The following is a 24,671-nucleotide window of genomic DNA, read 5'->3' as shown; positions in this document are numbered from 1 at the left end:
ACTTAGTCAGCCCGAATAAAAACTTAAAACGTTCAACTTATAACTTCAAATGCCAGCCTTTGGGTTTAGTGAAAGCCCTAATACCCTGATGTGACAAAGTAGCTCCTATGCCTGAATGTTGCCTACCACTCCAGGGCAAGGCGGCACTCACCCGATCGCAGCAGTTCCAATAGGCCGTACCGGTATTCAGTTGGCGCAAGATGGTCTTGGCCCTCTCCTCGCTCTGGGCATATACGCCCGCGGTGAGGCCATAATCGGTGTCCTGCATCAGGGATAAAGCGTCTTCATCGTCCTTCACTTTCATAATGCCAATGACGGGACCGAAGCTTTCCGCGCGCATGACGGCCATATCGTGATGTACATCGACCAATACAGTTGGTTCGAAATAATACCCAATTCCCTCCACGCGTTGACCCCCTGTCAGCAAGCTAGCACCCTTGGTCAAGGCATCGGCAACCTGGTCTTCCAGCACTTTGATTTGTTCCTTGCGTGTGAGGGGACCGAAATAGACATCGGCCTCATGGGGATCTCCTATTTTCCAGTCTTTCACCTGTTGTACAAAGGCTTCCACATACACATCGTATATATTTTCATGCACGTATATCCGCTCAACGGAGCAGCAGCTCTGCCCATTGTTGTAAAAGGCACCGTCTGCCGTGGCCTGCGCTACGGCCGTCACGTCAAACACATCGTCCGCAATGTACAAGGGATCCTTGCCGCCCAACTCCAATTGGCAAGGCACCATTTTGGGCGCCACGTGCTCATAGATATAGTTCCCTGTCTTATACGAACCGGTAAAGAAATAGCCGTCAAAAGGCAATTCCAGTAAGGCCTTGCCTATTGCACCTGTGCCTATGGCCACCTGAAATACGGCCTGCGGCACACCCGCTTCATGCAGCAAACGTTCGATTTGCAGGCCCGTATGTGCCGAAAATTCCGATGGCTTGTATACCACGGCATTGCCCGCCAGCAAGGCAGGAACGAATACATTGACACCTACGAGATAGGGGTAGTTCCAGGCCGAAATATTGCATACCACGCCCAATGGCTCGTAGCTTATGACTTCCTGTAAGCTCTCTGAAACGGTCATGGACTCATCGGCAAGGTATTTTTCGGCATTTCCCGTGAGCCAGTCGATGCGTGCTATGGCGCCGTTTACCTCGTTCTTTGCTTGCCATAAGGGTTTCCCTGTTTCGGCCGTCAATACGGTGGCCAACATTTCTATCTGCTGAAGCAGCAAGTGCTTGAACCGTTCAACGGTGGCTATACGCTCGGATAGCGGTACGGCCGCCCAAGGCCCTTGCGCCCATTTGGCTTCCTGGTATTTTTTCCAAAGCGTCTCTTGCGTATCTTCTGGCAGCTCGGCTATCAGTTCTCCCGTTGCCGGATTTATCGTCTTCATCTTTTTTCTTCCTTTACTGTTTTTCCATCCTGTATTACAGATGCCACAAAAGCCTCGCCAATGTTCCGTACAAAAGGACTTTCTATATCGGTCATCCGCTCGGGATGCCATTGCACCAATAGGAAAAAGGGCTTTCCCTCCATTTCCTTTTGCTCTATGGCCTCCACGATGCCATCTGGAGAAAGTGCCGAAGCCACCAAGCCCTTTCCAATCCTATCCGCACTTTGATGATGCAGGCTGTTGACCACTCCCATAGCCTCCCCAGTTATGCGGTACAGTTGTCCATGGACATCCAGCTGAATACCATGTTCCCTGGGCAGGCCGTCCGTCCCTTTTGCGTGGTTGAACTTGCCCCAAGTAGGGATATCGGGTATCAGGGTTCCCCCGTGAAACACATTGATGAGTTGCAGGCCACGGCAGATGCCCAAAATAGGCAAGGGATATTGTTCCGCGTATTGCAGCAATGCCCATTCAAAATCGTCCCTTTGCTCATCAAAATCTTCGGGGATGCAATATGTCAGATAGTCCAAGCGACCATAGCGACGAGGATGTACGTCCTCCCCTCCAGTGAACACGAGTGCTTGGCAGGCCTTTACCTGCTCCAAATTATCGAACCGATAGCCCAAGCGGATAATCTCTATATCTTCCGAATAGGAAGAAACCCATTGGGCATAGAGCTCGTACATCCGCCCATCGGTCATGCCTATCTTGCACTTGCTCATAACGCCTTTTGGTACAATTTCCTGAAATCGTCCCTGCTCACGGGCTTGGGATTATTGGGATGTGCGAAATCGGCCTCGGCCAAATCGGCCAAGGTATCCAAGTGCTCCTCCTTGACCCCTATATCGCGCAACCTATACGGAATACCGATGCGCTCGTTGAGCCCCACCACATATCGGATCACCGCTTCGCCACTTGCTTCTGCCAGGCCCAAGCTATGGGCCATCCGCACGAAACGTTCCTCATGACCGTCTACATTGAAAGCCAGGCCATAGGGCAGGTTGACGGCATTGGCCAACCCGTGGTGCGTATCTAACAGGGAAGACAGTGGATGCGCCAGGGAATGCACCACGCCCAGGCCCTTTTGGAAGGCAATGGCCCCCATCATGGACGCCAGGAGCATCTTACTTCTCGATGCCTCATCGGGTCGTAACACCGCATCTTCCAGCGATTGGGCAATGAGCCGCATACCCTCTAGGGCGATGCCATCGCAAATGGGATTATAATTCTTGGCCAAGAAAGCCTCCATGTTATGCGTGAGGGCATCCATGCCTGTAGCAGCAGTCACCGCCGGGGGCAATCCCATCGTAAGCAAAGGGTCAGCAAAGACCACCTTGGCCATGAGCTTGGGCGAGAAGAGGATGCGCTTTTGATGCGTCTCGTCATCGGCAATGATGGCGCTGCGTCCCACCTCGCTACCCGTACCCGCCGTGGTAGGAATGGTAATGAAATGCGGCACCTCATTGGTGACATAGATATCGCCACCTATCAAGTCGTCGTATTTGAAGAGATCTTCCCGGTGGTTGACACGCAGGGTAATGGCTCGCGCTATATCCAGTGCCGCTCCACCACCTATCCCGATGATGCTGTCCCGATTGGTATTGTCCCAGACTTCCGTTCCTTTGTAGACATCGCTCTTGACGGGATTTTTGTGGGTGTCGCAAAAGACCTCCACGCTCATGCCTCTGCTCTGCAGATCATCTATAATCTCCTTGAAAAAGGGCAGCTGGGCGATGATGGGGTCGGTCACCACCAGCGGCCTTTGGAGACCATTGCTTTGAAGATAAGCAGGAAGTTCCTTTACTGCCCCACACCCAAAACGGATAGTAGTCGGTATGTTGAATTGTACTATTTGATATAAATCCATTTGCTGTTGCCAAGTAAAAAATCAAAAGTAAAAAAGACTAAAGCCTAAATCTCATATCGCACGTCGCATATCTCATGTCGCACATCTCAAAATCAAATAATCTCAAAATATCTTCTCAGTTCCCAATCGGTCACCACCTTGGCAAATTGTTGCCATTCCCATTCGCGGGTACGGCAAAAATGGTCCACAAAAGCCTCACCAAACAGTTCCTTGGCGACGTCCGACTGTTTCATCTGCTGGGTAGCCTCATGCAGGTTGACGGGCAAGGTTCCGTTCGAATGGTCGCGGTAACCGTTGCCCACCGTGGCTGGCTGCCCTAGCTCAAGGCCATGCTTGATGCCATATAAACCCGAAGCCAAGCAGGCCGCCATGGCCAGGTAGGGATTGGTGTCCGAGCCCACCACGCGCGTTTCCAATCTTGTGGATTTCGCTCCGCCAGAGAGGACCCGCAAGGCCACTGTCCTGTTATCCACTCCCCAGGTGAGCGTCGTGGGCGCCCAGGCGCCTTCTACCAGGCGTTTATAACTATTAACTGTTGGGGCGTACATGGGCAGTACATGGGGCAGACAATGTAGTTGTCCGGCAATATACTGCTGCATCAAGCTACTGATTTTATGCGTACCCTCACCCTCGAAAAAGAGATTCCTCTTTCCCTCGGCATCCCACAGGCTTTGGTGCACATGCCCACTGCAGCCCGGTAAGTTTTCGTTCCACTTAGCCATAAAGGTGGCCATGATGCCATGCTTATAGGCTATTTCTTTCACGGCGGTCTTGAACAAGACCGCCCTATCGGCCGCTTCCAGCGCTTCCGAATAGGTGATGGCCGCCTCGTAGACGCCGGGGCCTGTCTCCGTATGCAGTCCCTCCAATGGGATATCGAACTGCTTCAGCAATCGAAACAAATCGGAGATAAACTCATTTTTAAGCGTGCTCCTCAATATGGAATAGCCAAACATGCCAGGCGTGAGGGGTTTGGGATCGCGATAGCCTTTCTGTGCAAAGCTATCGGCCGTCTCCTCGAAGTTGAACCATTCAAATTCCTGCGAAAAGAAAGGTTTGAAACCAAGCTCTTCACAATGGCCAATCACTTTTCGGAGCAGTTGCCGCGGACACACCGATGAAGGATTATCCTCCGCATCGTAAAAATCGCCCAAGAAGAACGGCACATTATCTTCCCAAGGCACCTTGCGAAAGGTACTGAAATCGAGCTTCAAAGGCATATCGGGATAACCGGTGTGCCATCCCGTAAACTGGCTATTTTCATAGGCCAAATCGCCCATGTCCCAACCGAACACCACATCGCAAAAACCCATTGCACCAGTAGACAAGGCGTTGAACTTTTCGGTGGAGATATACTTTCCCCTCAATATGCCATCTATATCTGCTGCGGCAAGCTTCACCTTGCCTGATGGATGCTGGTCGATATATTCTTTTATCTGTGCAGAAGTCATTTCTTGAACAATTTAAATATGCAGTACGATACAAATAGAATAAGCAAGTAGATAAGACCAATTTCCAGGTTGTAATAGAACATAGAAACCAGGGAGACGATACCGATAACCAGTACACTAATGGGGAAAAAGGGGTAGACGGGCACGCGAAAGGGGCGTTCCATATCGGGCTGCTCCTTTCTCAACCTGATGAGGGCCACCATAGCGATGACATAGAGCGTGAGTGCCCCGAATACCGAAAGCGTAATAATCTCTCCCGTCTTGCCAGATAAAAGTGCCAGCATGCCCACTACCATATTGCCCAAAAGGGCATAGGCCGGCGTATGGAACTTCTCGGATATTCGCCCAAACAATGGCGGAAAATTCCTTGCCCTACCCATTTCGTAGGTAGAGCGCCCCGCGGCCAGTATAAGCCCGTGAAAAGAGGCTATCAAGCCAAAAAGCCCTACGGTAATGAGCAAATGATACAGCAGATGGTTTTCTCCCGTCACCATGGACAGTGCCAGGGGTAAGGGCGAGTCCGATGTTTCGCCGTCAACACCATTTCTATATACGATGGCTTCCCAACCGCCCACGCCCACGGCAGACAAGAACACCAGCACACAGAGCATGGCCAGCGTAAATATGGCCCATCCAAATCCTTTTTGGATATCCCTTTGCGGATTCCTGGTTTCCTCTGCCACATTTGCGATCCCCTCGATGCCCAGAAAAAACCAGATGGCAAAAGGTATGGCGGCAAACGCTCCCGCCCAACCATTGGGAAAAGCATTGCGCACGAGGTTCTCCGCTTCAAAACTTGGCGCCGCCACGCCCACGAATATCAATAGTTCGCCCACGGCCAGTACCGTGATGACCATCTCAAAGGTAGCCGCCGCTTTAACGCCGATGATATTCAGTGCCGTAAAAACCAGGTAGGCCACCATGGCCGTCCCCAAAATGGGGACATCGGGAAAGAAGGCGTTGAAATAAGCACCGATGGCGAAGGCAATGGCCGGTGGCGCAAAGACAAACTCCACCGTTTGCGCAATGCCCGAGATAAAGGCAATGTCCTTGCCTAGCACGCTGCCAGCATAGTCAAATACGCCGCCCGCCTTGGGAATGGCACAAGCCAACTCGGTATAGCTGAAGGTGAAGGCCACGTACATGAACATAATCACTATCGTAGCCAGGGCCATGCCCAAGGTACCTCCCTTCTCCAGTCCGAGGTTCCACCCGAAGTACATGCCCGAGATGACGTAACCCACGCCCAGCGCCCACAGGGCAAAGGGAGTGAGTGTTTTCTTTAGTTTAGCAGATTGGCTCATGCTTATTGTGTTCAAAAATTCAAAAAGCTCTTTCAACCCCCACAAAACGTCTTACGATAGGTAATCTTTTCAACACCTTATCGCCCTGTTTTCAGCCTAAATCGATTTTATTATGGTTATTGACTATCTAATCGCTCCCGTAGGTCAATTTCAAAGTCTCATATTCATGCTCTAGCTCGTACAGCCGATCCTTGAGTTTTTGGAGCTCGGCGGTGTCCACCTGCTGTTGCTGTTTTACCCATTTTGTGTTCAAGAGCTGGTGCTCCATCGTAAAGGGGTAGCTTTCGCGCAACACGTTCAAGTCTGATTGCAAGTGATCTATAAGGTGCTCCAGTCTATTGACATGCCCACACAACTCTTCAGAACTCGCGCTTTCTTCTGCCTCTGGCAGGGGGAACGGCGCATTTCGGCAAATCAGCTCCAAAGACTTTAGTTTGCCCATATCACGCTTAGCATAGGTTTCCTTTGCTTCTTCCCACATCCTTCTCTGTTCAAAGCTTGGATTCACGAACAAATCGGGAAGAAGAAGTACGGCAATAGACATAAAATGTTTGCGCAGTTCATCGTCCCTTTGTTTCGCTCCCGGCGCTAGGTACTCATCATAGGCCCTATCCACCTCCTCCATCTGAACGGCAAACTGCTTGTCGACTTCTGCAAAGCGATTTTTTATCTTGCTGTCTATGCGATCGAAGATAGGCTTCCTACCCGCATACAGCAGGTCGTGTACCAGTTTGATCTGGCTACGCATAATCTTAATTTTCAGCTGTACATGAAATATTTCCATACGGAGGCGGCCTATGGAAGTTGTATATATCGCAGTAAGCATCTCCCTGCTCCACACGAGCAACTCGTCCCTTTCGGCAAACAACTTAAGGTATATCTGCTGCAATTCATCTTGCCTTGACAACATTTCTTGCTTGGTCATGCTATCAAACTATTAAAGTGGTCAAACGATTATCTCATTGGATGGGTTAAATGTATGGATTTTAAAATGATAATAAAAAGATATTGCATTGTGCCTACATGAAAATCTTTGCAGATTTAGTAATTTTGCATCTCGCGGCTAGATGAACTGTCGCTGGCATAGACTGTGTTGGCAATTTGAAAGGGCCAAGGATAAATATAATAATTTAGGATTTAAAACAATACCGCATGTCATCAGTAGAGACGAAATACGTTCCTTACAAAGTAAAGGACATCACATTGGCCGAATGGGGCCGCAAGGAAATCGAATTGGCCGAGGCCGAAATGCCGGGCCTTATGGCGCTTCGCGAAGAGTACGGTGCTTCTAAGCCTTTGGCTGGCGCACGCATAGCGGGCTGCCTGCACATGACCATCCAAACCGCCGTATTGATAGAAACGCTGACGGCCCTAGGAGCCGAAGTTAGCTGGTCTTCCTGCAATATCTTTTCTACCCAAGACCATGCCGCTGCCGCCATTGCCGCTGCCGGCATCTCGGTATATGCATGGAAGGGCCTTAGCGAAGAAGAGTTTGACTGGTGTATAGAACAGACGCTTCATTTCGGGGAAGACCAAAAACCATTGAACATGATATTGGACGATGGGGGCGACCTTACCAATATGGTCTTTGATAAATATCCCGAACTGATAGCGGGCATAAGGGGTCTTTCCGAAGAGACCACCACTGGTGTCCACCGCCTATATGAGCGCATGAAAAATGGCACCTTGCATTTGCCTGCCTTCAATGTGAACGATTCGGTCACCAAATCCAAATTTGACAATAAGTATGGTTGCCGCGAATCCTTGGTAGATGCCATCCGCCGTGCCACAGACTTGATGCTGGCTGGGAAGGTAGCAGTGGTAGCCGGTTACGGCGATGTGGGTAAGGGATCTGCCGAGTCTCTCAGAAGTGCAGGTGTACGGGTTATCGTCACGGAGATAGATCCCATCTGTGCTTTACAGGCAGCTATGGAAGGCTATGAGGTAAAGAAACTTGCTACGGCCGTTAAAGAGGCCGACATCATCGTGACGGCCACGGGCAATAAAGATATCGTGCGCCCAGAACATTTCAAGGCGATGAAAGATAAGGCAGTGGTTTGCAATATCGGGCATTTCGATAATGAGATAGACGTGGCCTGGCTCAATAAAAATTACGGAAACAGCAAGATCGAGATAAAACCACAGGTAGACAAATACACGATCGATGGCAAAGATATCATTCTTTTGGCCGAAGGCCGCTTGGTCAATCTTGGCTGTGCCACAGGCCACCCGTCATTTGTAATGAGCAACTCATTCACCAACCAGACGCTGGCCCAGATAGAACTTTGGAACCACACCGATCAGTACGAAAACAAAGTGTACACACTCCCCAAACACTTGGACGAGAAGGTGGCCCGCCTACACCTGGCAAAGATCGGCGTAGAGCTAGAAACACTGAGCGAAGAGCAAGCAGCCTACATTGGCGTATCCGTAGAAGGTCCATTCAAGCCAGACACCTACCGCTATTGATAATTTTTAGGGGCAACAGTCCCAATGTATTTTAAGGAAATATTCCGAACGCAGGAGAATGGCGCAAACGCCGCCCTCCTGCGTTTTCAATTTCGCCAGATATGACAAAACTATCGGTTAATATCAACAAGATAGCTACCCTACGCAACAGCAGAGGGGGTAACAACCCCAACGTATTGCAAGTAGCATTGGATTGCGAGCGCTTTGGCGCAGACGGCATCACGGTACACCCTAGGCCGGACGAAAGGCATATTCGCTACAGCGATGTGTACGAGCTAAAGGCACATATCCGTACGGAATTCAACATCGAAGGCAACTGCCAGGAGCAAAAGTTCGTTGACTTGGTATTGGCAAACAAACCGGCACAGGTCACCCTCGTTCCCGATGCACAAGGTCAGATCACTTCCAATCATGGCTGGGATACCATTAAGCATAAGAGCTATCTGTCAGATATGGTGGCTCTATTCAAGGAAGCAGGCATACGTGTTTCCCTGTTCGTAGATCCTGACCCGCAAATGGTAGAAGCAGCGGCACAAACCAAAACGGACCGCGTGGAACTATATACCGAAGGCTATGCGCTGGCATATCTCAAAAATCCGGAAGAGGCCATCCTTCCATATATAAAAGCGGCACAAACCGCGCAAAGCGTGGGCTTGGGACTAAATGCCGGTCATGACCTGGATTTGCATAATCTGGCCTATTTTCATCAGCATATACCAAGACTTTTGGAAGTGAGTATAGGGCATGCCTTGATTGCAGATGCCCTTTATCTAGGTTTGGAGGAAACCATCAGGCAATATAAAAATTGCTTGATACCATGATGTAGAGACGCATGATCATGCGTCTCTACACATTATTAAAAACGTTCCAGTTTGGAGAAAAAGAAATCTCCTTCTATGGCAGCATTTTCGTCAGAGTCCGACCCATGTACGGCATTGGCCTCGATAGAGTCTGCATATTTATTGCGTATAGTGCCTTCTTCAGCCTTCTTTGGATCGGTAGAACCGATAAGCTTACGGAAATCTTCCACAGCATTTTCCTTCTCCAAGATGGCAGCTACAATGGGGCCAGATGTCATAAATTCGACCAATTCACCAAAAAACGGCCTCTCTTTATGGATAGCATAGAAATCGCCAGCGCTCTTCTCTGTCAGATGCGTATATTTCATAGCCACGATCTTGAAGCCAGCAGCAATGATATCGTTTAAAATAGCACCGATATGGCCATTGCCAACCGCATCGGGTTTAATCATCGTAAATGTTCTATTAGTAGCCATTCGCTTTTTATATGTTTTATTTTGCTGCAAAAATAACTATTTTGTTTGCATTATGGCTATTAGATAAGCAATTATAAAAAATATGTAGCCATTATTGTTAGCAAGTATTATATTGGAAATATCCTAGTTTCGTATTGAAATTATTGATAGATTTGCACACTTTGATGATTACATGTTGACGATTAGTGCACTGAAAGAGGAACTGACAAGCCCTAAACACATCTTAATAACCACCCACTTCAATCCCGATGGAGATGCCTTAGGATCCTCTTTGGGTCTTTACCTTTGGCTGCAATCCAAAGGACATCAAGTGACTGTCGTCGTACCTTCAGAGTTTCCCGATTTCCTAAGCTGGATGCCAGCCCAAGAACATATCTTGGTATATCCAAAAGATCCACAAACTGCCGATAGCCTCATCGCTAAGGCCGATTTTCTCTTCTGCCTGGATTTCAACCATCTCTCGCGCATAAATGCCATGGAAAATGCCGTAAGGAATGCGCCTGGCAAGAAAATCATGATAGATCATCACTTGGCTCCGGAGGGATTTGAAGATCTTGCACATTGGGATAGCCATGCTGCTGCTACGGCACAGTTGGTATACGATTTTATTGTCAATCGGATGGACGATCGGCAGCACATCAGCCCAGAGATCGCAGCCTGTCTTTATACTGGAATCATGACAGACACCGGCTCCTTTCGGTTTAGGTCTACCACTGCCGAGGTTCACCTTATTGTGGCCGATCTCATTACCTTGGGGGCGCCCAATTCAAAGATCCACGAAAAAGTGTACAACAGCGCTACCGAAGTAAGGCTTCGCTTCTTAGGCTATTGCCTATTGAACTGCCTGGTGGTAGTGCCCGAATACAATACGGCCTATTTCTTGATAAGAAAAGAAGATGTAAATCGTTTTGATATAATGCCGGGCGATACCGAGGGGCTGGTAAACTACGCGCTCTCCATAAGTGGCATGCGCCTGGCCGCCCTATTTATCGACAGGTCGGAGCTCATCAAAATATCCTTGCGTTCCATAGACGAGATTCCGGCAAATGAAATATGCAGCAAATACTTTAACGGGGGAGGGCACCTGAATGCCGCTGGGGGCAGCTCTACGGCCAGCATGGAAGAAGTGGAAAGGTCCTTCAGGTCCATCCTTCCGCTTTATAAGGACTATTTAATAGAGTAAAGAACAAAAAGCAATATAAATTCATAAAAAAGACCTTCCTGCCACTGCAGTCAGAGGTTCCAAAAATTAAAACAGAACAATCAAATGAAAAAATCATTTTTTATCGCTGCTATTGCGGCACTTTCAATGGCTGTTACTTCCTGCCAAAAGTTTACGGACGGCGCAGGGGGGATGAAATATAAAATCATCGACGGCGATAGTAAAGAAAAAATACAAGAGGGCGACTTTATTTCGATGGGTGCCATCATTAAGACAGAGGGCGACTCCACCATGTATGACAGCTACGAAATGGGACAGCCTGCATTCCTTACCGCACAAAAGCCCCAGTTTCAGGGAGACCTGTTCACTGCACTGGAGATGCTTGGCGAAGGAGACAGCGCTATTTTCAAGCTGGATTTAGATACCATGACGGCCAAGAGCGGACAGCCACGCCCCGAAAACTTGAAAGGCAAGTACATGATCTATACTTTTAAGATCAACAAGGTAATAAAGAAAGCCAATAAAAAGGACGAAGACTTCAACAAGGAAATAGAAACTTTCTTTGAAGGAGAAAAAGAAAAAGCCAAGAACAGCGAAGCTGGAAAAATCGAAAGCTACCTCAAAAAGAATAAACTTGATGTCAAAACCACGGCTTCCGGCTTGAAATATGCCATTGAAAAAGAAGGCGAGGGCGCTCCCGCAAAAGTAGGCGACACCATCGTAGTACACTATCAAGGCCAGTTCTTGGGTGGCAAAACCTTTGATACCAGTATCAAGGAAGTAGCAGAAAAAGAAAACATGTACAACCCCATGCGCGAACCCTACGAGCCAATGAAACTGCCTATCGGCGTAGGTGCCGTAGTACCTGGATGGGACGAAGGCTTGATGCTATTGCCCAAAGGCACGAAGGCTACATTGGTATTGCCCTCAAAATTGGGTTATGGCGAAAACGGCAACCAAATGTTCCCTCCATATACGCCATTGGCGTTCAAGGTAGAGATCGTGAACATCATTCCGCAAAAAGCGGCAGCAGCTGGCGACACGACCAAAACAACGGCTCCTGACGCTCAATAATAAAGCCGCTCACTAAAAACCAAAAAGGGTCCTGAGATTTTTTCAGGACCCTTTTTGGTTTCCGGTCATTCTCATAAGTAGTCCTCATCCAAGCACGATAAGGTTAAGGACGGCATGAACAATATAATGAACGGAAAATAGCTCCGATACCAACTCTCGTGCGCGGCAATCTATGCCCTAAGTAGCTGGTTGGAAGAAAAACGCCCTGCCTTATGGCAATGCCATGAAGCAGGGCGCTGTATACTAGCCAACTAAGGGGCTAACCAAAATATCCTATCAATAATAGCTTTGCAAGTATTTTTCCGTTTGCTCGGGTTTGTATTCCTTGCGTATACGCCAGATAAGCTCTTGGGGATTGACAAGCTCGTAATCCTCACCCAGATGGTTTTTTAGCAGTTTGGCGGCCGATGCGCCTCGCAGGCTGCCGTCTGTATTCTCACCCAGTAGGTCCGTACTATTGCCTGTATCGCGGAAGGAGCTCCACGCGTGCACCGCCACAGCATTGAACTTACTGTCCGTCTGTTGAATTATTTTCTGCGCAATGTAGGCTGGCGTGCCCTCGCGTTCGTTGTTGTACGAACCAAAATTCCACAGCGAATAGGCTACGGTCACTATCGGAATCTCAAACCCGGCGCTGTTCTCAACCCAGTAGATTGCTCCTGCACCGCCAGCATAGGGCGAATATTGCATCACGATGATGCCTTCTAGCTGGTCATTGGCATCGATAAAGGCCTTGTATCCTTCCAAAGCATTGGCTGAGCTCACATCTTTGGCCATGAGCCCCAGCACTTTCACGCGATGTTGGCGCATGCTGTTGGCCACACGGTCTGCCACCTCCTTGAGGCGAACACTGCGGCTGTCTTCACTGCCAAAATTGTCCACATACTGATAGCCGCCACCTAGGGCTTCGATGATAGATGCCTGTCTTTGCTGCGTGCCGATGATGTTGTTGAACTGGGCAGGTGCCATCTGGTTCAGGTTGGATATGGGTACGCCAAAACCCATTTTCACCTCGGCTACATCCTGGTTGCTGTAATAGTCGCTTACAAAATCGTTCATCATCCACTGGATATTGTCGCCATCGGTGAGGTAGCAAGACACAAATTTCTTGTTTTTCTCCCAGTCTATAAACTGTGGGTTGCTCACTTGGGCCAACACGGGCCGCTGCCGCTCATGGTAAAGCAAAGAGGTAAGAGGCAGGTTGTACGACCAGTCATTGGGCACCCATACGTGTCCCTTGATGGATGCTCTGTTTACAAAAACTTCTTCATCTACACCTTGCTCCCAACCGTATATAGGCGCACCAGGTTCCAACCAACTTAGTATTTCTTCAAAGAGCTGCAGGTTTTGGCCTGCGGAGGCATTGTTGTACTGCCTGTTGATGTTGATGACAAAAAGATTGTGCATGATGGCAAAGTCGCGCAGTTCGCCCGTTTGTACGGGCATCACTACCAGCGCCTTATTGCTTACCTGATTCTTAAACTCGGCCCAGGCATCGCTCGTGCTCTTTTGGCGCGCGTCATATACCATCTTGTAGCCCGCATTGTCATAGTTTGCCTGATCGCGTACATCCACGATAAGCGCATTGTATACGGAAGAGACAACCGAAGCCACCGTATTGCTCTCGGGATTGTTCGTGACATCGGTGAGCACATAGCCATCAAAGAGGTCCTTTAGCTGTAATGCAATTCCTTCTGATGGCCCGTAGTTGTTGCGTGCCAGCTCAAGGCCACTCTGCATGCCTTGCTCGGCAATGCCCATATCTGTGAGGGCCTGTTTGGACAAGTTGTATGAGCTACGGCCGGCATGGTCATGCAACCATACCCCCACCTTGCTGCGGCCTTGCTGCACGGCCCGGTTTGCCAGACCTGCCAACGACTGGCACATCAAATGGTACTGCAAGCCACTTATTTCTTCCGTCTCGCCCAGGTTATTGCGGCTACCAACATTCAGCACTTCTACGCAGGTCCAGTAGCGCTCCGGCTTTACGGTCATCTCCAGCAGGTTGTACTGTCCCTTATCTGCGATAGGGTCATAGAGCTCTTCATAGAGACCAGGTAAAACCTCATTGATGCCTTGGTTTATTTCGGGTGATTTGTAGGTGTCGCAGCTGCTCATGTAGCTGCCCATCAGTAATATCAAGATATTTAATAACATGTTGTTCCTTTTCATGGTAATAATGCTTAGTATCCTTCGTTTTGTTCGAGGCCATTGGTCTTGTTTATTTCATCCTGTGGGATGGGACGTACCAGGTGCATGGCTTTTAAGTTGTCGTATTTTTGTACGAAGATGTTCTTTGCAGCAGCTCGCTCTATGAGCTTGCCGGTACGCTTGAGGTCAAACCACCTGTCATGCTCGCCGAATAGCTCGCGTGCGCGCTCATCCAATATGAAATCTAGGTCTACAGTAGAAGCCTTCAGGTAATTGTCATAGGCCTCCTCATCTGCCGCCGCGCGGCGACGCAGCGTATTGACCCGGGCCAGGGCATTGGATACCTGTCCAGCCCCCAGATAAGCTTCGGCACCCAGCAGGTATGCATCGCCCAGGCGGAACGCCACGTCCTCACGGGTGCCCGCCAGCCCCCAGTCCATCTTGGTATCCTTAAACTTGTTCACGATAGGCATCCGGTCTATGGCGCTAGCCAATACCGCAAGTGCTGTAGACTGCGGGTACCAATTGTACTCGCCGGTGCTGGTCTTAAAAGGGTAATAGCGAAGCGCCCCCTGCGTATCGCCCGAGTTATCGTCCCAACGAGGGAAATAGATGCCCAGCGTTCCATAGTTTCCGCTCGCCGTGTTGTTTACCGTAAACTCGCGTTTGAAGGTCACATCATAGCGCGTGTCCAAACTGGAATTGGTAAAGTATTCGTGTGCGCTGGGGATCACCCAGTAGCCACGGCTCATGCTGGAATAATCTGACTGGTTGTAGACAAACAGGTTTGGCTCCACGGCCACTATATTGAACCCAAAGAGGGCTTGTTGCGGGTTGCCAGAGCCCTGGAAGTTCCTATCCGTGCCATATTGTATGGCCCAGATGACCTCGCTGTTGTTCTGGTTGTTCTCGTCATAACTAGCCGCATAGCTGTCCAGCAGTTGGTATTCCGCACTATTGTTGATGAGGTCAAAAAGGGCAGCGGCCCGTGTGAAGTCTGCCGATCCGCCATAGGGCTTATAGGCCCGGGTAAGGTAGAGCTTGCCCAGCAGGAAGGTTACCGCCGCATCATTGACCTCACCGGCAACGCTCTTGCCAAAGGACAGGGTGCCCAGCACCGCTTCCAGGTCCTGGATCAAGAAGTCGTAGATCTCCTGTTCGGGTGTGCGCGCTACCTCATAGAGTACCTCGCTCTGCTCTATGGTGTAGAACGGTACCGGGCCAAAGGTCTCTACCAAGTAATAGTAGGCCAATGCCCGGAAAAAGTGGCCACGGGCATTCATGGCAGCATAGTCGTTCCCCGCTATGTCCTCGGTACAGCGCGTCAGGAGAATGTTTGACTCCTGAACGATCTTGTAAAGGTTGTTCCAGTAGCTGCCCACTACTGGAGCCGTAGAGTTGAAAGTTGCGTCATAGCCATTGAACATTCGTTCAGACTGCGTTTCGGTGATGGCCATATATAGGTCCGTGCCATAATACTGGAGCTCGCCCGTATTGTACACACTACGAAACTTACTATACAGATCTACTATCAGCTTTTCTTGTCCTTCCTTGGTGTTATAGAATTCGTCCGTGACCACCGAGGGCGTTTCGGAATCGAGGTAGGAGGAACAGCCCGAAAAGCTAGTGCATAAACCGGCTATGGCCAGCATAATCCACAGGGTGTTGATCGTTTTTTTCATCTTATGTCAGAAAGTGAAGTTAATGCCTAGGTTAAAACTCATGGGATAAAGTGACAGCTGCGTGTACATAGACTCGCCAATGGTCTCCGGATCGGGTCCCTTATAAGAAGTGAAGGTGAAGGGATTGATCACCGTAGCATAGAAGCGAGCATTCTTGCCATGCAGGCGCGAGAGCAGCTGTGCCGGTAGCGTATAGCCCAACGATACGTTCTGTATTTTCACGAAGGTGCCCGGTATCTTACCCAATACCTGGGTATAGTAGGACTGCGCCCCTATTTCAGGGTATTCGTTGCTCCTATTTTCCGGTGTCCAGTAGTTTACGTCCAGCTTGTTCCAGTGTTCATTGTCCCAAGCAGTAAACGTATAGGTAAAGTCATCGTTATACAGTCCACCGATACGGCCATAAACGAATACGGAAAGGTCCCAATTCTTATAATTGAACGTATTGGTCAAGCCAAAGGTCCAGCTGGGCGAGGGAGTTCCCAGTACCTGGTAGTCTCGCTCGTCCAGAACGTAGTCGCCGTTCTGGTCTTTCACCTTGATATGGCCGACAGACTGCCCGAACTTCCTGGCTTCATCCGCCTCTTCTTCCTGCCAAATGCCCAAGAATTCATAGTCGTAAATTACGTTGATGGGCTGGCCTATAAACCAGCGATTTGCCAGATCGTCCTCCCCGGTGCCGTACAGTTCCTTGATACGGTTGCGGTTCAGGCTGAAGGTAGCGTTACTTCTCCACTGAAAATTGCTCGTGGTGATGTTCGTGCTGTTCAGGCTAGCTTCCAGGCCCCTGTTGCCGGTGCTGCCTATATTGCGCAGTATGGCGGTGTAGCCATTGAGGCCCGCCACGGCCTGCTGGAATATCAGGTCTTTGGTGGTACGATCATAGGCCTCCAGGGTTCCCGTAAGGCGGCTATCCAAGATGGCAAAATCCAGACCGGCATTCCACTCCGACATCATCTCCCAGCGTAGGTCTTTATTGCCCTTTACGCTACCCAGGCCATAGCCATTGGTACCCGATTGCCCGAGGGAATATTTGGAGAGGTCCAGACGGCTATACACCACGTCGTAAGACACGTTGTTGTTGCCACTCTTGCCCCAGCTAAGGCGCAATTTCAAGTCATCAAAAGGCCCACCTTTCAGGAAGTTCTCTTCAGACAGGCGCCAGCCCAATGCCAGCGAAGGCATGAAGCCCCAACGGTTTTGATTGGCCAACCGCGAGGAACCGTCTGCCCGGCCTGTTGCCGTAAACAGGTATTTGCCTTGGTAGTCGTAGTTCAGTCGTGCCATGTAGGAAAGCATGGAGGACTCCCAATAATAGCTGCTCACGCCCGTAATCTCCTCGGCCGACTCGATGGCGTGCCAGTCGGACTCAAAGGGAAGTCCCACGCCCCGCATCTGTGACCCTTTGTGCGTCTCTTTCTGCATACTGAAGAGGCCCACCGCATTGAGGTGATGCTCGTTGAAGCGCTTGTCGTAGGTGGCCGTATTATCCCATACATAGTTGGTATTTTTGCTCTCCCGGCGAAAGGCATCGGGGGCGTTCACACCCTGCTTGGCCTGAGTGTAGGTGCCTATCCACTCGCCATAGAGATCATTGTCCAGCTGCATGGCCAGTTGCGATTTGAGCGTCAGGCCGTCTAGGGGTTTGAACTCCATAAAACCAGCCATATTGACGTACTGTGCTTCCGTGATCTTTTTGTTGTTTTCTACCTGCACAAAAGGGTTGATCTTGCTGGAAGTAGGCTGTACAATGAAAGAATAATTGCCTTCGGCATCGTATGGACTAGCCACCGGAGGAATGAAATAGGCATTGATGAGGGCATCGTCTGCCCCGTGGTTGGTATTGTTGAGTGAGAGGTAGCTGTTCATCCCTATCTTGAAGCGATCTGATGCGCGGTGCTCCAGACCCAGGTTGAAGGTATAGCGCTTGAAGTTCTCCTTACCCACCATACCATCGTCATCATTGAAACCCAAGCCAAAGGAATAGCTGCTCTTTTCGCTGCTACCATTGGCCGTTACGTGATGCATATTGCTCACAGAAGGGCCAGAGATTTCGCGCAGCCAGTCGTAGTATTCGCCATATTTCACGCGGCGCTTCTCATCGGCGGTAAGAAAGTCGCTTCTGCCCAAGGAACTTTCTCCATATTTCGCTGTCCAAAGCGCTATTTTGTAGTCTATATACTCCAGGCCGTTGCCCATATTGCCTATCATGTCCGGAATGCGTGTGGGCGTTTTGAGCGAGAGCAGGCCATTGTACTCCACTTGAAAGCCAGCCTTCCTATTGGCAGACTTGGTGGTGATGATGACCACGCCATTGGCCCCACGCGAGCCGTAGATGGCTGAGGAGGAAGCGTCCTTGAGGATATCTATAGACTCGATGTCTGCTGCATTCAGGTGGCGCATGCCAGAGTAGGAGGGCACTCCATCTATGACGTATAGCGGTTCGTTTGAATAGTTGAACGAATTTATCCCGCGTATCTGTATGCTCATGTCGGCACCAGGGCGGTTGCTGGACTTGGTGACCAGCACGCCGCTAACACGTCCGTTGAGCGACTCGCTCACATTAGTTGCCTGCGCCTGCATAAGGTCACTGTTGTCTATTTTGGCTATGGCTCCTGTAAGGTCCCTTTTATTGACGGTGCCGTATCCGTACACTACCACGTCTGCCAGCTGGTTTACCGCTGGGCTGAGCTGGATGCGCAAGGGAGTAAAAGCGCTGACGGTGCTAGTATAGGTGGTATAACCCACAAAGCTGACGGTGAGGGTCTCCTGTAGGGCTGCGGCGATGCTGAACTGACCATTGTCGTCTGTCTTGGTAGCCCGTTGAGGCGAAAGCTGCACGGTCACTCCTGCAAATGGTTTCCCCTCTTCGTCCAGCACGATACCGCTCAGCATTTGCCGCTCCTGCGCATATGCAAGGCAGCTAAGCATGGTGAGCAGCCCCGCTATTAGGTAACTGATTATCTTGTTCATATAGTTTTCGGAAATATTGGTTATTGCTCTAGTTTATGCCACTTATACTGTCCCACCAGCTGCGCCTTGAACTTGCCCGTTTTGTCTGATATACTGGTAGGATCTTCGGGAACTTCCGTAAAGTCCCAGGCGCAAACCAGGTTTGCCTCACTGCCAGTTACATCCGAATTCATGAGCGATCGCACATCCGACTGGCTTTTGGCGGTACTCCACAAGCGAAACTTGCGGATATATCCCGTCATGTTGCGGTTGTTGTCTTCGGGCTCTACAAAGGCCCACATTTTCAGGTTGCGGGTATTAGGCTGGTAGCTTTGCAGTGCGCCGGAACCATCGCGTATATCGTTTGTCTTTGAAAAGAAAACCTCGCCGTTGAGGTACATCTTCAGCTGGTCTGCAGCCAGCGATTGGTCATACACCGCCACGATATGGTTCCACTCGCCATAGTTGGTGGGATAGGTCGCTCCCCATTCCAGCACGCGGCCCTGCTGTGGCCCCATGCCCAGGGTAGTACGCAGGTTGGCACCTGAAAAATTGATCATCCAGCCCTGCTGGATGCCGTTGCCATCATGGCTGAAGGTAGCTATGAAGTCGCCAATGGCGTACTCGAAAAAGCCTGCGTCATATTTGAGCCAAGCCTCTACGGTAAAGCGATTGGAAGCGCCAAACTGCGATGACTCGCCAAAGTCTATATAGCCTTTCTTGTCTATCCCAAAGACCTGCAGCTGCGCGGGCGTGCCCGGAGTAAGGGTTTCTTGATAGGTGTTCATGAAACTGGCTATGGCTTTTTCTGCATCGATACAGTAGCTGTTTATTTCATAGGGAAGCACGAAATAACCAGCCTTTGCCTTGGAGATGCCCATCTTCAGCTCATCAATGGCAGACTGAAACTCAGTGGCGCTGGCAACGGGAAAAGTTCCATCTACCTCGCCCACCTGGGCGGTGTCAATGATGTGCTGCATGTTGTCCAAGTAGCTTGTCATGCAACTTAGATCCAGTTCGATGACATTTGCTTTGTCATCTTTGCACCCGGGTACTGTCAGGTAGATTGCAAAGGCCGTTAGGAGCCAGAACAAGCTTTGTCTTCTTTTTTTCATAAAAATTGGTTTGTTACAATATAGGGTAATCTTGATTTAATTGGCCGCAAACGCTCCATAGCGCTTGCTAAAACGATTCAATAATACATCAATACGGTTAATTTAGGGGTTAATACAGCGGTTAACGTCCAACTTTTTTTGACTAATCTGGCAACTTATCAAATGTGAAAGGAAGCGGTTCCTCCATAATGCCTTGATAGAAGGCACGGAAATGCTCAAAGCGCTGCCTGGCCTCGATGCGTTGCTTGAGGCGCATCATGCTCTTAATTTCGTATGCCGCCGCTTCTAGGTCTAAGGGGGCACTGTCGAGGCAGAGGCGGGATAGCTGAATACAACGGGCATAATCTGCCCGCTCAAAGGCTTCCTTGAGCTGCCTATGCAAAATGGCGACTACCTTATGCTCGACCTCCTCTTTCCAGTTGTCAAATAATTCGTGTTCGGTATTTTTTAGAAATCTACCTCTATTCAAGATGGCCGCTGTAAGAGGGCCGTCCTCCTCATGGTGTACCAGGGCTTCGCGAAAAGCCAGCAAGTCTACAAAACAGTTGGTAATCTGTAGCCGATAGCAGCCGTCGCTATAGACCAGCGTGATGCCTTGCAGGTAACTCAGCAGCTTACGAAATTGATTGAGTGTAACACCACGAATATTCTTGGTAGCTGGAATTTCCTTTTCTGGCCACAGCTGCTTGCTCAGCTCAGCGGAATCTATGCCCTTACCGGGGTATTGTGCCAAAAAGAGCAGTAGTACCTGCTTCTGGCGGCTACTGAACAGGTGAGCTATGTTTGTCCCCTTTTCATCGAAAACGTCAAACTTGCCAAAGAGGTAAACGGCATTTTTCGTGGGCAATTGCTGTGGGGCAGCCTCGGGCTGTGCTGATGTCGGTGCCGCCAAGTTTGCCCGTGCCCTGCGCCGACGGCGTAGCCATAGATAGGCAATGGAGCCCAAGCCCATCAGACCCATTGCCATGAGTATATACCAGCGGCCATTTGAGCCAGGGTGTCGGCTATATTGATCCAGCTGGGCGGCCGTCACGGCAGGAGCCCGCAACTCGTACACCGTCACCTTCGATCGTATCTCATCGGCATCAAATTCTTGCGTTACCGCATAGAACGTGTTCATTTGCCGATAGAAAAACAAGTTGGCATTGGTCTTTATTTTTTCCGAGCGGATGGGAATGCTGTCGCCCAGCTGGATGTGGATCCCATCTTTCATGGAAAAGCGGTAGAGCTGCAGGGCCGATGCCGAACGGTACTCTGGATACATAAGGGCATAGAAGGCGTCGCTGCCTTCCTGTACGAGGTTGCGCGTGGGCACCAGCGTGCTGCCAGACCACTGCTTTTCCCATAGGCGCTGCAGGTGGAAGGAGGCCAAGTCTAGGCGATATAGGTCATAGCGATAGCTACGCCCCAGCGTATTGTCTCCTACATCGTTGCCCATGCCCCCGAAAAGGTAGAGCTGCTCGGTTTCCGGCACATAGAAAGAGGAGGTGAAATAACGCGGCATGATGGTATCGCCGCTGGTGATGATGGTGTCCCAACGGCCCATTTGCGTATTGAGCATAAGAAAGGCGTTGCTATAACGATCATTTCCAAAACCGCCAAACAGCAGGTAGGGGATGCGCCGTGTCCGCTGGCCAGTATGGTGGTGCAGCTGCATGTCCAGGTAGTCGCGGCTGACGATCTTACTCTGCAGTGTTTCCAGGTTGAAAGATACGACAGTGGGATCGCCCACGGCCAGATCGTTTACCTCATAGATATAGAGGCTATCTCCGCTGATGAAGCTATTGCCCAGGCGAATGTCTATAGGCAAGGCCGGCTCCAGTGTCCATTCAGCCAGGTTGTAGTTGGAGAGGTCCAGCGCACGCAACTTGTGGCGATCGAAAAAGAGCATACGGCCACTGGCCTCGTCAAACTGGTAGCCCCCTGGCTCCTGTAGGTCTAGCGAATAGCTATTTTTCCAGTAAAAGGACTCGTTGATGAGCCACACCGGGTGCGATACCGTACCAGTGGCCCTGCCAGACAGGTCGTGGATGACATTGCCCCTGCTCTCCCGAAAGGGAATGCCTATGCGCTCTTGGTCTAGGCTCAGCTCTAGCTCCCGGATGGAGCAGTCCGCCACGTCGATATTGATATCGTGCTTGCCCAAATAGATGCCCTCATACGTGATGCTCCGATACGGAAAAGCAACACTGCTCTTTTTGTCGAGGATATGCCAGTTGATCCGGCCTTGAGCGATGTCGACATCCAGTACGACAGGGATCCATTGGTCTTTGCGAAAAGAGCTGGGATCGAGCGTGATGGTCGATAGCTGCCCTTTCCCTTCCTCCGTCAGCTTGAACTCCAACAGGCCTGTATCCAGCCTTCGGCAAAAAAGATTGAGCGTTTTGGCCGGATCAAGAAGTTTTATCCGCAGGACACTTCCATAAGCATGCCCTTTGTCCAGCCGAAGATCAAAGCTTAAACCCAGTCGCTCGCTCAGCGTACCTTGTTTTAATGACGACCGTTCACTGAAAAGGTCGATCGCCGTTCGCTCATGGATTGGGTAGCTATTGCCCATGATGCGCAAGCCTTGAGCCATTGCAGTGCCTGTGCAGAGGACTATAAGAAAAACCCATAAGCAATATGTTGTCTTCCTGAACATAGCTACAATGATACATTTCTGCCGTGCAAAAATCAAGTTAAATAATTCTACGGCAAACCAAGTATTGCTTCCAGCGCCAGGTGCTCCCAACAAGGTCTTTTTATTTCGTATCTTTGCCGAAAAGCACCATTCATGATTCTTACAGACACCCATACCCACATCTATTACCATGAGGGCGAGGCCCTGCAGCAACAAATTCAGCGCTGCCTAGACAATGAGGTAATGCGTCTTTTTTTGCCCAATGTAGACAGCGAGAGCATCCCCAAGGTGCTCGGCGCCGCCGCGCAATATCCCGAAAATTGCTTCCCCATGCTGGGCCTGCACCCTTGCGACGTGAAGGAAAACTTTCGGCAAGAACTGGATATTATCCACCGCAGCCTACAGGAAAACAAGGTATATGCCATTGGCGAGATAGGGCTGGACCTCTATTGGGACAAAAGTACATTGGATTGGCAAAAGGAAGCTTTCAGGATACAGGTGCAATGGGCCAAGGAGCGAAGCCTACCCATCGTCATCCACTGCCGTGAAGCCTTCGACCAGCAGTTTGCACTGTTGGAAGAGCTCCATGACGAGAAGCTTTTCGGCATCTTCCATTGCTTTACGGGTAGTAAGGAACAAGCCCAGCATGCCATAGAACTGGGCTTCTATCTGGGCATTGGAGGTGTGGTGACCTATAAGAATTCCGGTCTGGCAGAAGTGGTAAAGGAGCTAGACCTCCGGCATATCGTGCTGGAAACAGATGCGCCCTACCTGGCTCCCGTACCAAAAAGGGGCAAGCCTAACGAGAGCAGCTACATCCCATTTATAGCGCAAAAAGTAGCAGAGCTTAAGGAAATCTCCCTAGAAGAAGTAGCAGAGATCACCACTGAAAATTCTAAAACTATTTTCAAAATTTGATCGAAACAGGCCATTTGCCCTTATTTGTAACAGGAATGTCTCATTTGCAAAGCCAATATCATAGCCATCGTCGCCAAACGTTGACAAAGCCGTATCAAAAATAGCAGTGCACATTAAAACCAAATGATAAATTTGATTGCTCAATCTTAAACAAGCCACGCGATGAATCAAATTTTAATCATTTATACGGGCGGCACCATCGGAATGGTCAAAAATGCGGACACAAACACCTTTGTGCCTTTCGATTTTGACCTCATATCGCACAATGTCCCCGAGTTGAAGCTCATGGACATCAATATAACGGTACATTCCTTTGAGCAGATCATAGACTCCTCCAATATGAATCCACACATATGGGTGCGCCTAGCCAAGATCGTCAGTGACAATTACCAGCAGTACGACGGCTTTGTGATCTTGCACGGGTCAGATACGATGGCCTACACCGCATCGGCGCTAAGCTTCATGCTGGAGGGGCTTCAGAAGCCCGTCATCATTTCCGGATCGCAATTGCCCATAGGCGAGATAAGGACCGATGCCCGCGAGAACCTCATTACCGCCTTGGAAATTGCCTCTGCCAAGAAAAATGGGCGCTCGCTCATACAGGAGGTATGCATTTTTTTCAATAGCAAGCTATTCCGGGGCAACCGCTGCATCAAGTACAACTCGGCCAAGTTTGAAGCTTTTCGGTCGCCCAATTATCCCACCTTGGTGGAGGCAGGGGTACACCTCAAGTACAATACCAATGACTTGATGGACAATACGGGCAAGGAGTTTATCCTCCATACGGCAATAGACACTTCCGTGGCCGTGCTCTACCTTTTTCCGGGCATCAGCCCCAATGTGATGAAATCCATTCTCGACTCAGACTGCCGCTCAATCATCATGTACACCTATGGTTCGGGCAATACCACCACGGACAAATGGTTCCTGGACCTGCTTCGCAAGGCCATAGAAAACGACAAGATTATCCTCAATATTTCGCAGTGCAAGGTGGGTGCCGTAGAGCTGGGCAGGTACGAGACCAGCCATTGGCTCAAGGGCATGGGTGTGCTCAGCGCGCATGACCTCACTTTTGAGGCCGCCGTCACCAAGCTGATGTACCTACAGGGGCATTTTGAGAGCAATGCGGATGTGGCCCACTACGTGGAGATTCCATTGAGAGGGGAAATGACCATAGTGGATTGAGCTCCTTAAAGCCCTAAGATTTTTCGTTATCTTTGCTCGGTAA

The 24,671-nt window shown here is 49.9% G+C and carries 18 protein-coding genes; 6 read left to right on the top strand and 12 right to left on the bottom strand.

The window, feature by feature from the left end; translation table 11 throughout:
• Window positions 1-37: 37 nt before the first annotated feature.
• The 6 genes from A37S_RS0106755 to A37S_RS0106730 form a co-directional block, all read right to left on the bottom strand.
• Window positions 38-1,402, bottom strand: a complete 1,365-nt coding sequence (locus tag A37S_RS0106755; RefSeq protein WP_028296330.1) for an aldehyde dehydrogenase family protein — start codon at window positions 1,400-1,402, stop codon at window positions 38-40.
• The gene (locus A37S_RS23820; RefSeq protein ID WP_051292785.1) at window positions 1,399-2,124 is read right to left on the bottom strand and encodes a gamma-glutamyl-gamma-aminobutyrate hydrolase family protein; all 726 of its coding nucleotides are present in this window, start codon (window positions 2,122-2,124) and stop codon (window positions 1,399-1,401) included. The genes A37S_RS0106755 and A37S_RS23820 overlap by 4 nt, the downstream gene beginning before the upstream one ends.
• A complete protein-coding gene (locus tag A37S_RS0106745; RefSeq protein WP_028296329.1) occupies window positions 2,121-3,269 on the bottom strand; it encodes an iron-containing alcohol dehydrogenase in 1,149 nt (382 codons plus the stop codon). Before A37S_RS0106745 ends, A37S_RS23820 begins: the two co-directional genes overlap by 4 nt.
• Before the next feature lie 92 nt (window positions 3,270-3,361).
• A complete protein-coding gene (locus A37S_RS0106740) occupies window positions 3,362-4,720 on the bottom strand; it encodes a glutamine synthetase family protein (RefSeq protein WP_028296328.1) in 1,359 nt (452 codons plus the stop codon).
• The gene (gene eat / locus A37S_RS0106735) at window positions 4,717-6,024 is read right to left on the bottom strand and encodes an ethanolamine permease (protein WP_028296327.1); all 1,308 of its coding nucleotides are present in this window, start codon (window positions 6,022-6,024) and stop codon (window positions 4,717-4,719) included. The genes A37S_RS0106740 and eat overlap by 4 nt, the downstream gene beginning before the upstream one ends.
• 127 nt (window positions 6,025-6,151) lie before the next feature.
• Window positions 6,152-6,949, bottom strand: a complete 798-nt coding sequence (locus tag A37S_RS0106730) for a hypothetical protein (RefSeq protein WP_028296326.1) — start codon at window positions 6,947-6,949, stop codon at window positions 6,152-6,154.
• 227 nt (window positions 6,950-7,176) lie between these two features.
• Between A37S_RS0106730 and ahcY the strand changes: the two genes are divergently transcribed.
• Window positions 7,177-8,493 (top strand): adenosylhomocysteinase, encoded by a 1,317-nt coding sequence (gene ahcY / locus A37S_RS0106725; protein WP_028296325.1) that lies wholly within the window; start codon window positions 7,177-7,179, stop codon window positions 8,491-8,493.
• 101 nt (window positions 8,494-8,594) lie between these two features.
• A complete protein-coding gene (locus A37S_RS0106720) occupies window positions 8,595-9,314 on the top strand; it encodes a pyridoxine 5'-phosphate synthase (protein WP_028296324.1) in 720 nt (239 codons plus the stop codon).
• A 35-nt stretch (window positions 9,315-9,349) separates the two neighbouring features.
• Here the strand turns inward: A37S_RS0106720 and A37S_RS0106715 are convergent, their stop codons facing one another.
• Complete coding sequence (locus tag A37S_RS0106715; protein ID WP_028296323.1) at window positions 9,350-9,769, bottom strand: nucleoside-diphosphate kinase; 420 nt, start codon at window positions 9,767-9,769, stop codon at window positions 9,350-9,352.
• A 172-nt stretch (window positions 9,770-9,941) separates the two neighbouring features.
• On the opposite strand from A37S_RS0106715, the gene A37S_RS0106710 reads away from it, so the two are divergent.
• Both A37S_RS0106710 and A37S_RS0106705 read left to right on the top strand, forming a co-directional pair.
• Window positions 9,942-10,952, top strand: a complete 1,011-nt coding sequence (locus A37S_RS0106710) for a DHH family phosphoesterase (RefSeq protein ID WP_028296322.1) — start codon at window positions 9,942-9,944, stop codon at window positions 10,950-10,952.
• A gap of 84 nt (window positions 10,953-11,036) precedes the next feature.
• Entirely contained in the window at window positions 11,037-12,005 is a 969-nt protein-coding gene (locus A37S_RS0106705; RefSeq protein ID WP_028296321.1) for an FKBP-type peptidyl-prolyl cis-trans isomerase, read from the top strand.
• A 276-nt stretch (window positions 12,006-12,281) separates the two neighbouring features.
• Here A37S_RS0106705 and A37S_RS0106700 read toward each other — a convergent pair whose 3' ends face one another.
• The 5 genes from A37S_RS0106700 to A37S_RS0106680 all read right to left on the bottom strand — a co-directional run bounded on the left by A37S_RS0106700 (window position 12,282) and on the right by A37S_RS0106680 (window position 22,699).
• Window positions 12,282-14,177 (bottom strand): GxGYxYP domain-containing protein, encoded by a 1,896-nt coding sequence (locus A37S_RS0106700; protein ID WP_028296320.1) that lies wholly within the window; start codon window positions 14,175-14,177, stop codon window positions 12,282-12,284.
• A gap of 11 nt (window positions 14,178-14,188) precedes the next feature.
• A complete protein-coding gene (locus A37S_RS0106695) occupies window positions 14,189-15,838 on the bottom strand; it encodes a RagB/SusD family nutrient uptake outer membrane protein (RefSeq protein ID WP_028296319.1) in 1,650 nt (549 codons plus the stop codon).
• A gap of 6 nt (window positions 15,839-15,844) precedes the next feature.
• A complete protein-coding gene (locus A37S_RS0106690; RefSeq protein ID WP_084163783.1) occupies window positions 15,845-18,811 on the bottom strand; it encodes a SusC/RagA family TonB-linked outer membrane protein in 2,967 nt (988 codons plus the stop codon).
• Between the two features lie 20 nt (window positions 18,812-18,831).
• The gene (locus tag A37S_RS0106685; protein WP_211229733.1) at window positions 18,832-19,905 is read right to left on the bottom strand and encodes a LamG domain-containing protein; all 1,074 of its coding nucleotides are present in this window, start codon (window positions 19,903-19,905) and stop codon (window positions 18,832-18,834) included.
• Between the two features lie 142 nt (window positions 19,906-20,047).
• Complete coding sequence (locus A37S_RS0106680) at window positions 20,048-22,699, bottom strand: AfsR/SARP family transcriptional regulator (RefSeq protein ID WP_157278481.1); 2,652 nt, start codon at window positions 22,697-22,699, stop codon at window positions 20,048-20,050.
• On the opposite strand from A37S_RS0106680, the gene A37S_RS0106675 reads away from it, so the two are divergent.
• Window positions 22,679-23,443, top strand: coding sequence for a TatD family hydrolase (locus A37S_RS0106675; protein WP_028296315.1), 765 nt, complete (start codon window positions 22,679-22,681; stop codon window positions 23,441-23,443). The two genes, A37S_RS0106680 and A37S_RS0106675, sit on opposite strands and share 21 nt — an antisense overlap.
• A 162-nt stretch (window positions 23,444-23,605) precedes the next feature.
• The gene (locus tag A37S_RS0106670) at window positions 23,606-24,628 is read left to right on the top strand and encodes an asparaginase (protein WP_028296314.1); all 1,023 of its coding nucleotides are present in this window, start codon (window positions 23,606-23,608) and stop codon (window positions 24,626-24,628) included.
• The last annotated feature ends 43 nt before the right edge of the window (window positions 24,629-24,671 follow it).

Source organism: Olivibacter sitiensis DSM 17696, assembly GCF_000427965.1.
GTDB classification, from domain to species: Bacteria; Bacteroidota; Bacteroidia; order Sphingobacteriales; family Sphingobacteriaceae; genus Olivibacter; species Olivibacter sitiensis.
Note: the sequence above shows the minus strand (reverse complement) of the source record. Positions and strands in the feature narration are given on the sequence as shown.

Bases quoted from the DNA above. Each gene is read 5' to 3' on its own strand.
- A37S_RS0106755 (WP_028296330.1), bottom strand. From the start codon at position 1,402: ATGAAGACGATAAATCCGGCAACGGGAGAACTGATAGCCGAGCTGCCA.
- A37S_RS23820 (WP_051292785.1), bottom strand. From the start codon at position 2,124: ATGAGCAAGTGCAAGATAGGCATGACCGATGGGCGGATGTACGAGCTC.
- A37S_RS0106745 (WP_028296329.1), bottom strand. From the start codon at position 3,269: ATGGATTTATATCAAATAGTACAATTCAACATACCGACTACTATCCGT.
- A37S_RS0106740 (WP_028296328.1), bottom strand. From the start codon at position 4,720: ATGACTTCTGCACAGATAAAAGAATATATCGACCAGCATCCATCAGGC.
- eat (WP_028296327.1), bottom strand. From the start codon at position 6,024: ATGAGCCAATCTGCTAAACTAAAGAAAACACTCACTCCCTTTGCCCTG.
- A37S_RS0106730 (WP_028296326.1), bottom strand. From the start codon at position 6,949: ATGACCAAGCAAGAAATGTTGTCAAGGCAAGATGAATTGCAGCAGATA.
- ahcY (WP_028296325.1), top strand. From the start codon at position 7,177: ATGTCATCAGTAGAGACGAAATACGTTCCTTACAAAGTAAAGGACATC.
- A37S_RS0106720 (WP_028296324.1), top strand. From the start codon at position 8,595: ATGACAAAACTATCGGTTAATATCAACAAGATAGCTACCCTACGCAAC.
- A37S_RS0106715 (WP_028296323.1), bottom strand. From the start codon at position 9,769: ATGGCTACTAATAGAACATTTACGATGATTAAACCCGATGCGGTTGGC.
- A37S_RS0106710 (WP_028296322.1), top strand. From the start codon at position 9,942: ATGTTGACGATTAGTGCACTGAAAGAGGAACTGACAAGCCCTAAACAC.
- A37S_RS0106705 (WP_028296321.1), top strand. From the start codon at position 11,037: ATGAAAAAATCATTTTTTATCGCTGCTATTGCGGCACTTTCAATGGCT.
- A37S_RS0106700 (WP_028296320.1), bottom strand. From the start codon at position 14,177: ATGAAAAGGAACAACATGTTATTAAATATCTTGATATTACTGATGGGC.
- A37S_RS0106695 (WP_028296319.1), bottom strand. From the start codon at position 15,838: ATGAAAAAAACGATCAACACCCTGTGGATTATGCTGGCCATAGCCGGT.
- A37S_RS0106690 (WP_084163783.1), bottom strand. From the start codon at position 18,811: ATGAACAAGATAATCAGTTACCTAATAGCGGGGCTGCTCACCATGCTT.
- A37S_RS0106685 (WP_211229733.1), bottom strand. From the start codon at position 19,905: ATGAAAAAAAGAAGACAAAGCTTGTTCTGGCTCCTAACGGCCTTTGCA.
- A37S_RS0106675 (WP_028296315.1), top strand. From the start codon at position 22,679: ATGATTCTTACAGACACCCATACCCACATCTATTACCATGAGGGCGAG.
- A37S_RS0106680 (WP_157278481.1), bottom strand. From the start codon at position 22,699: ATGGGTGTCTGTAAGAATCATGAATGGTGCTTTTCGGCAAAGATACGA.
- A37S_RS0106670 (WP_028296314.1), top strand. From the start codon at position 23,606: ATGAATCAAATTTTAATCATTTATACGGGCGGCACCATCGGAATGGTC.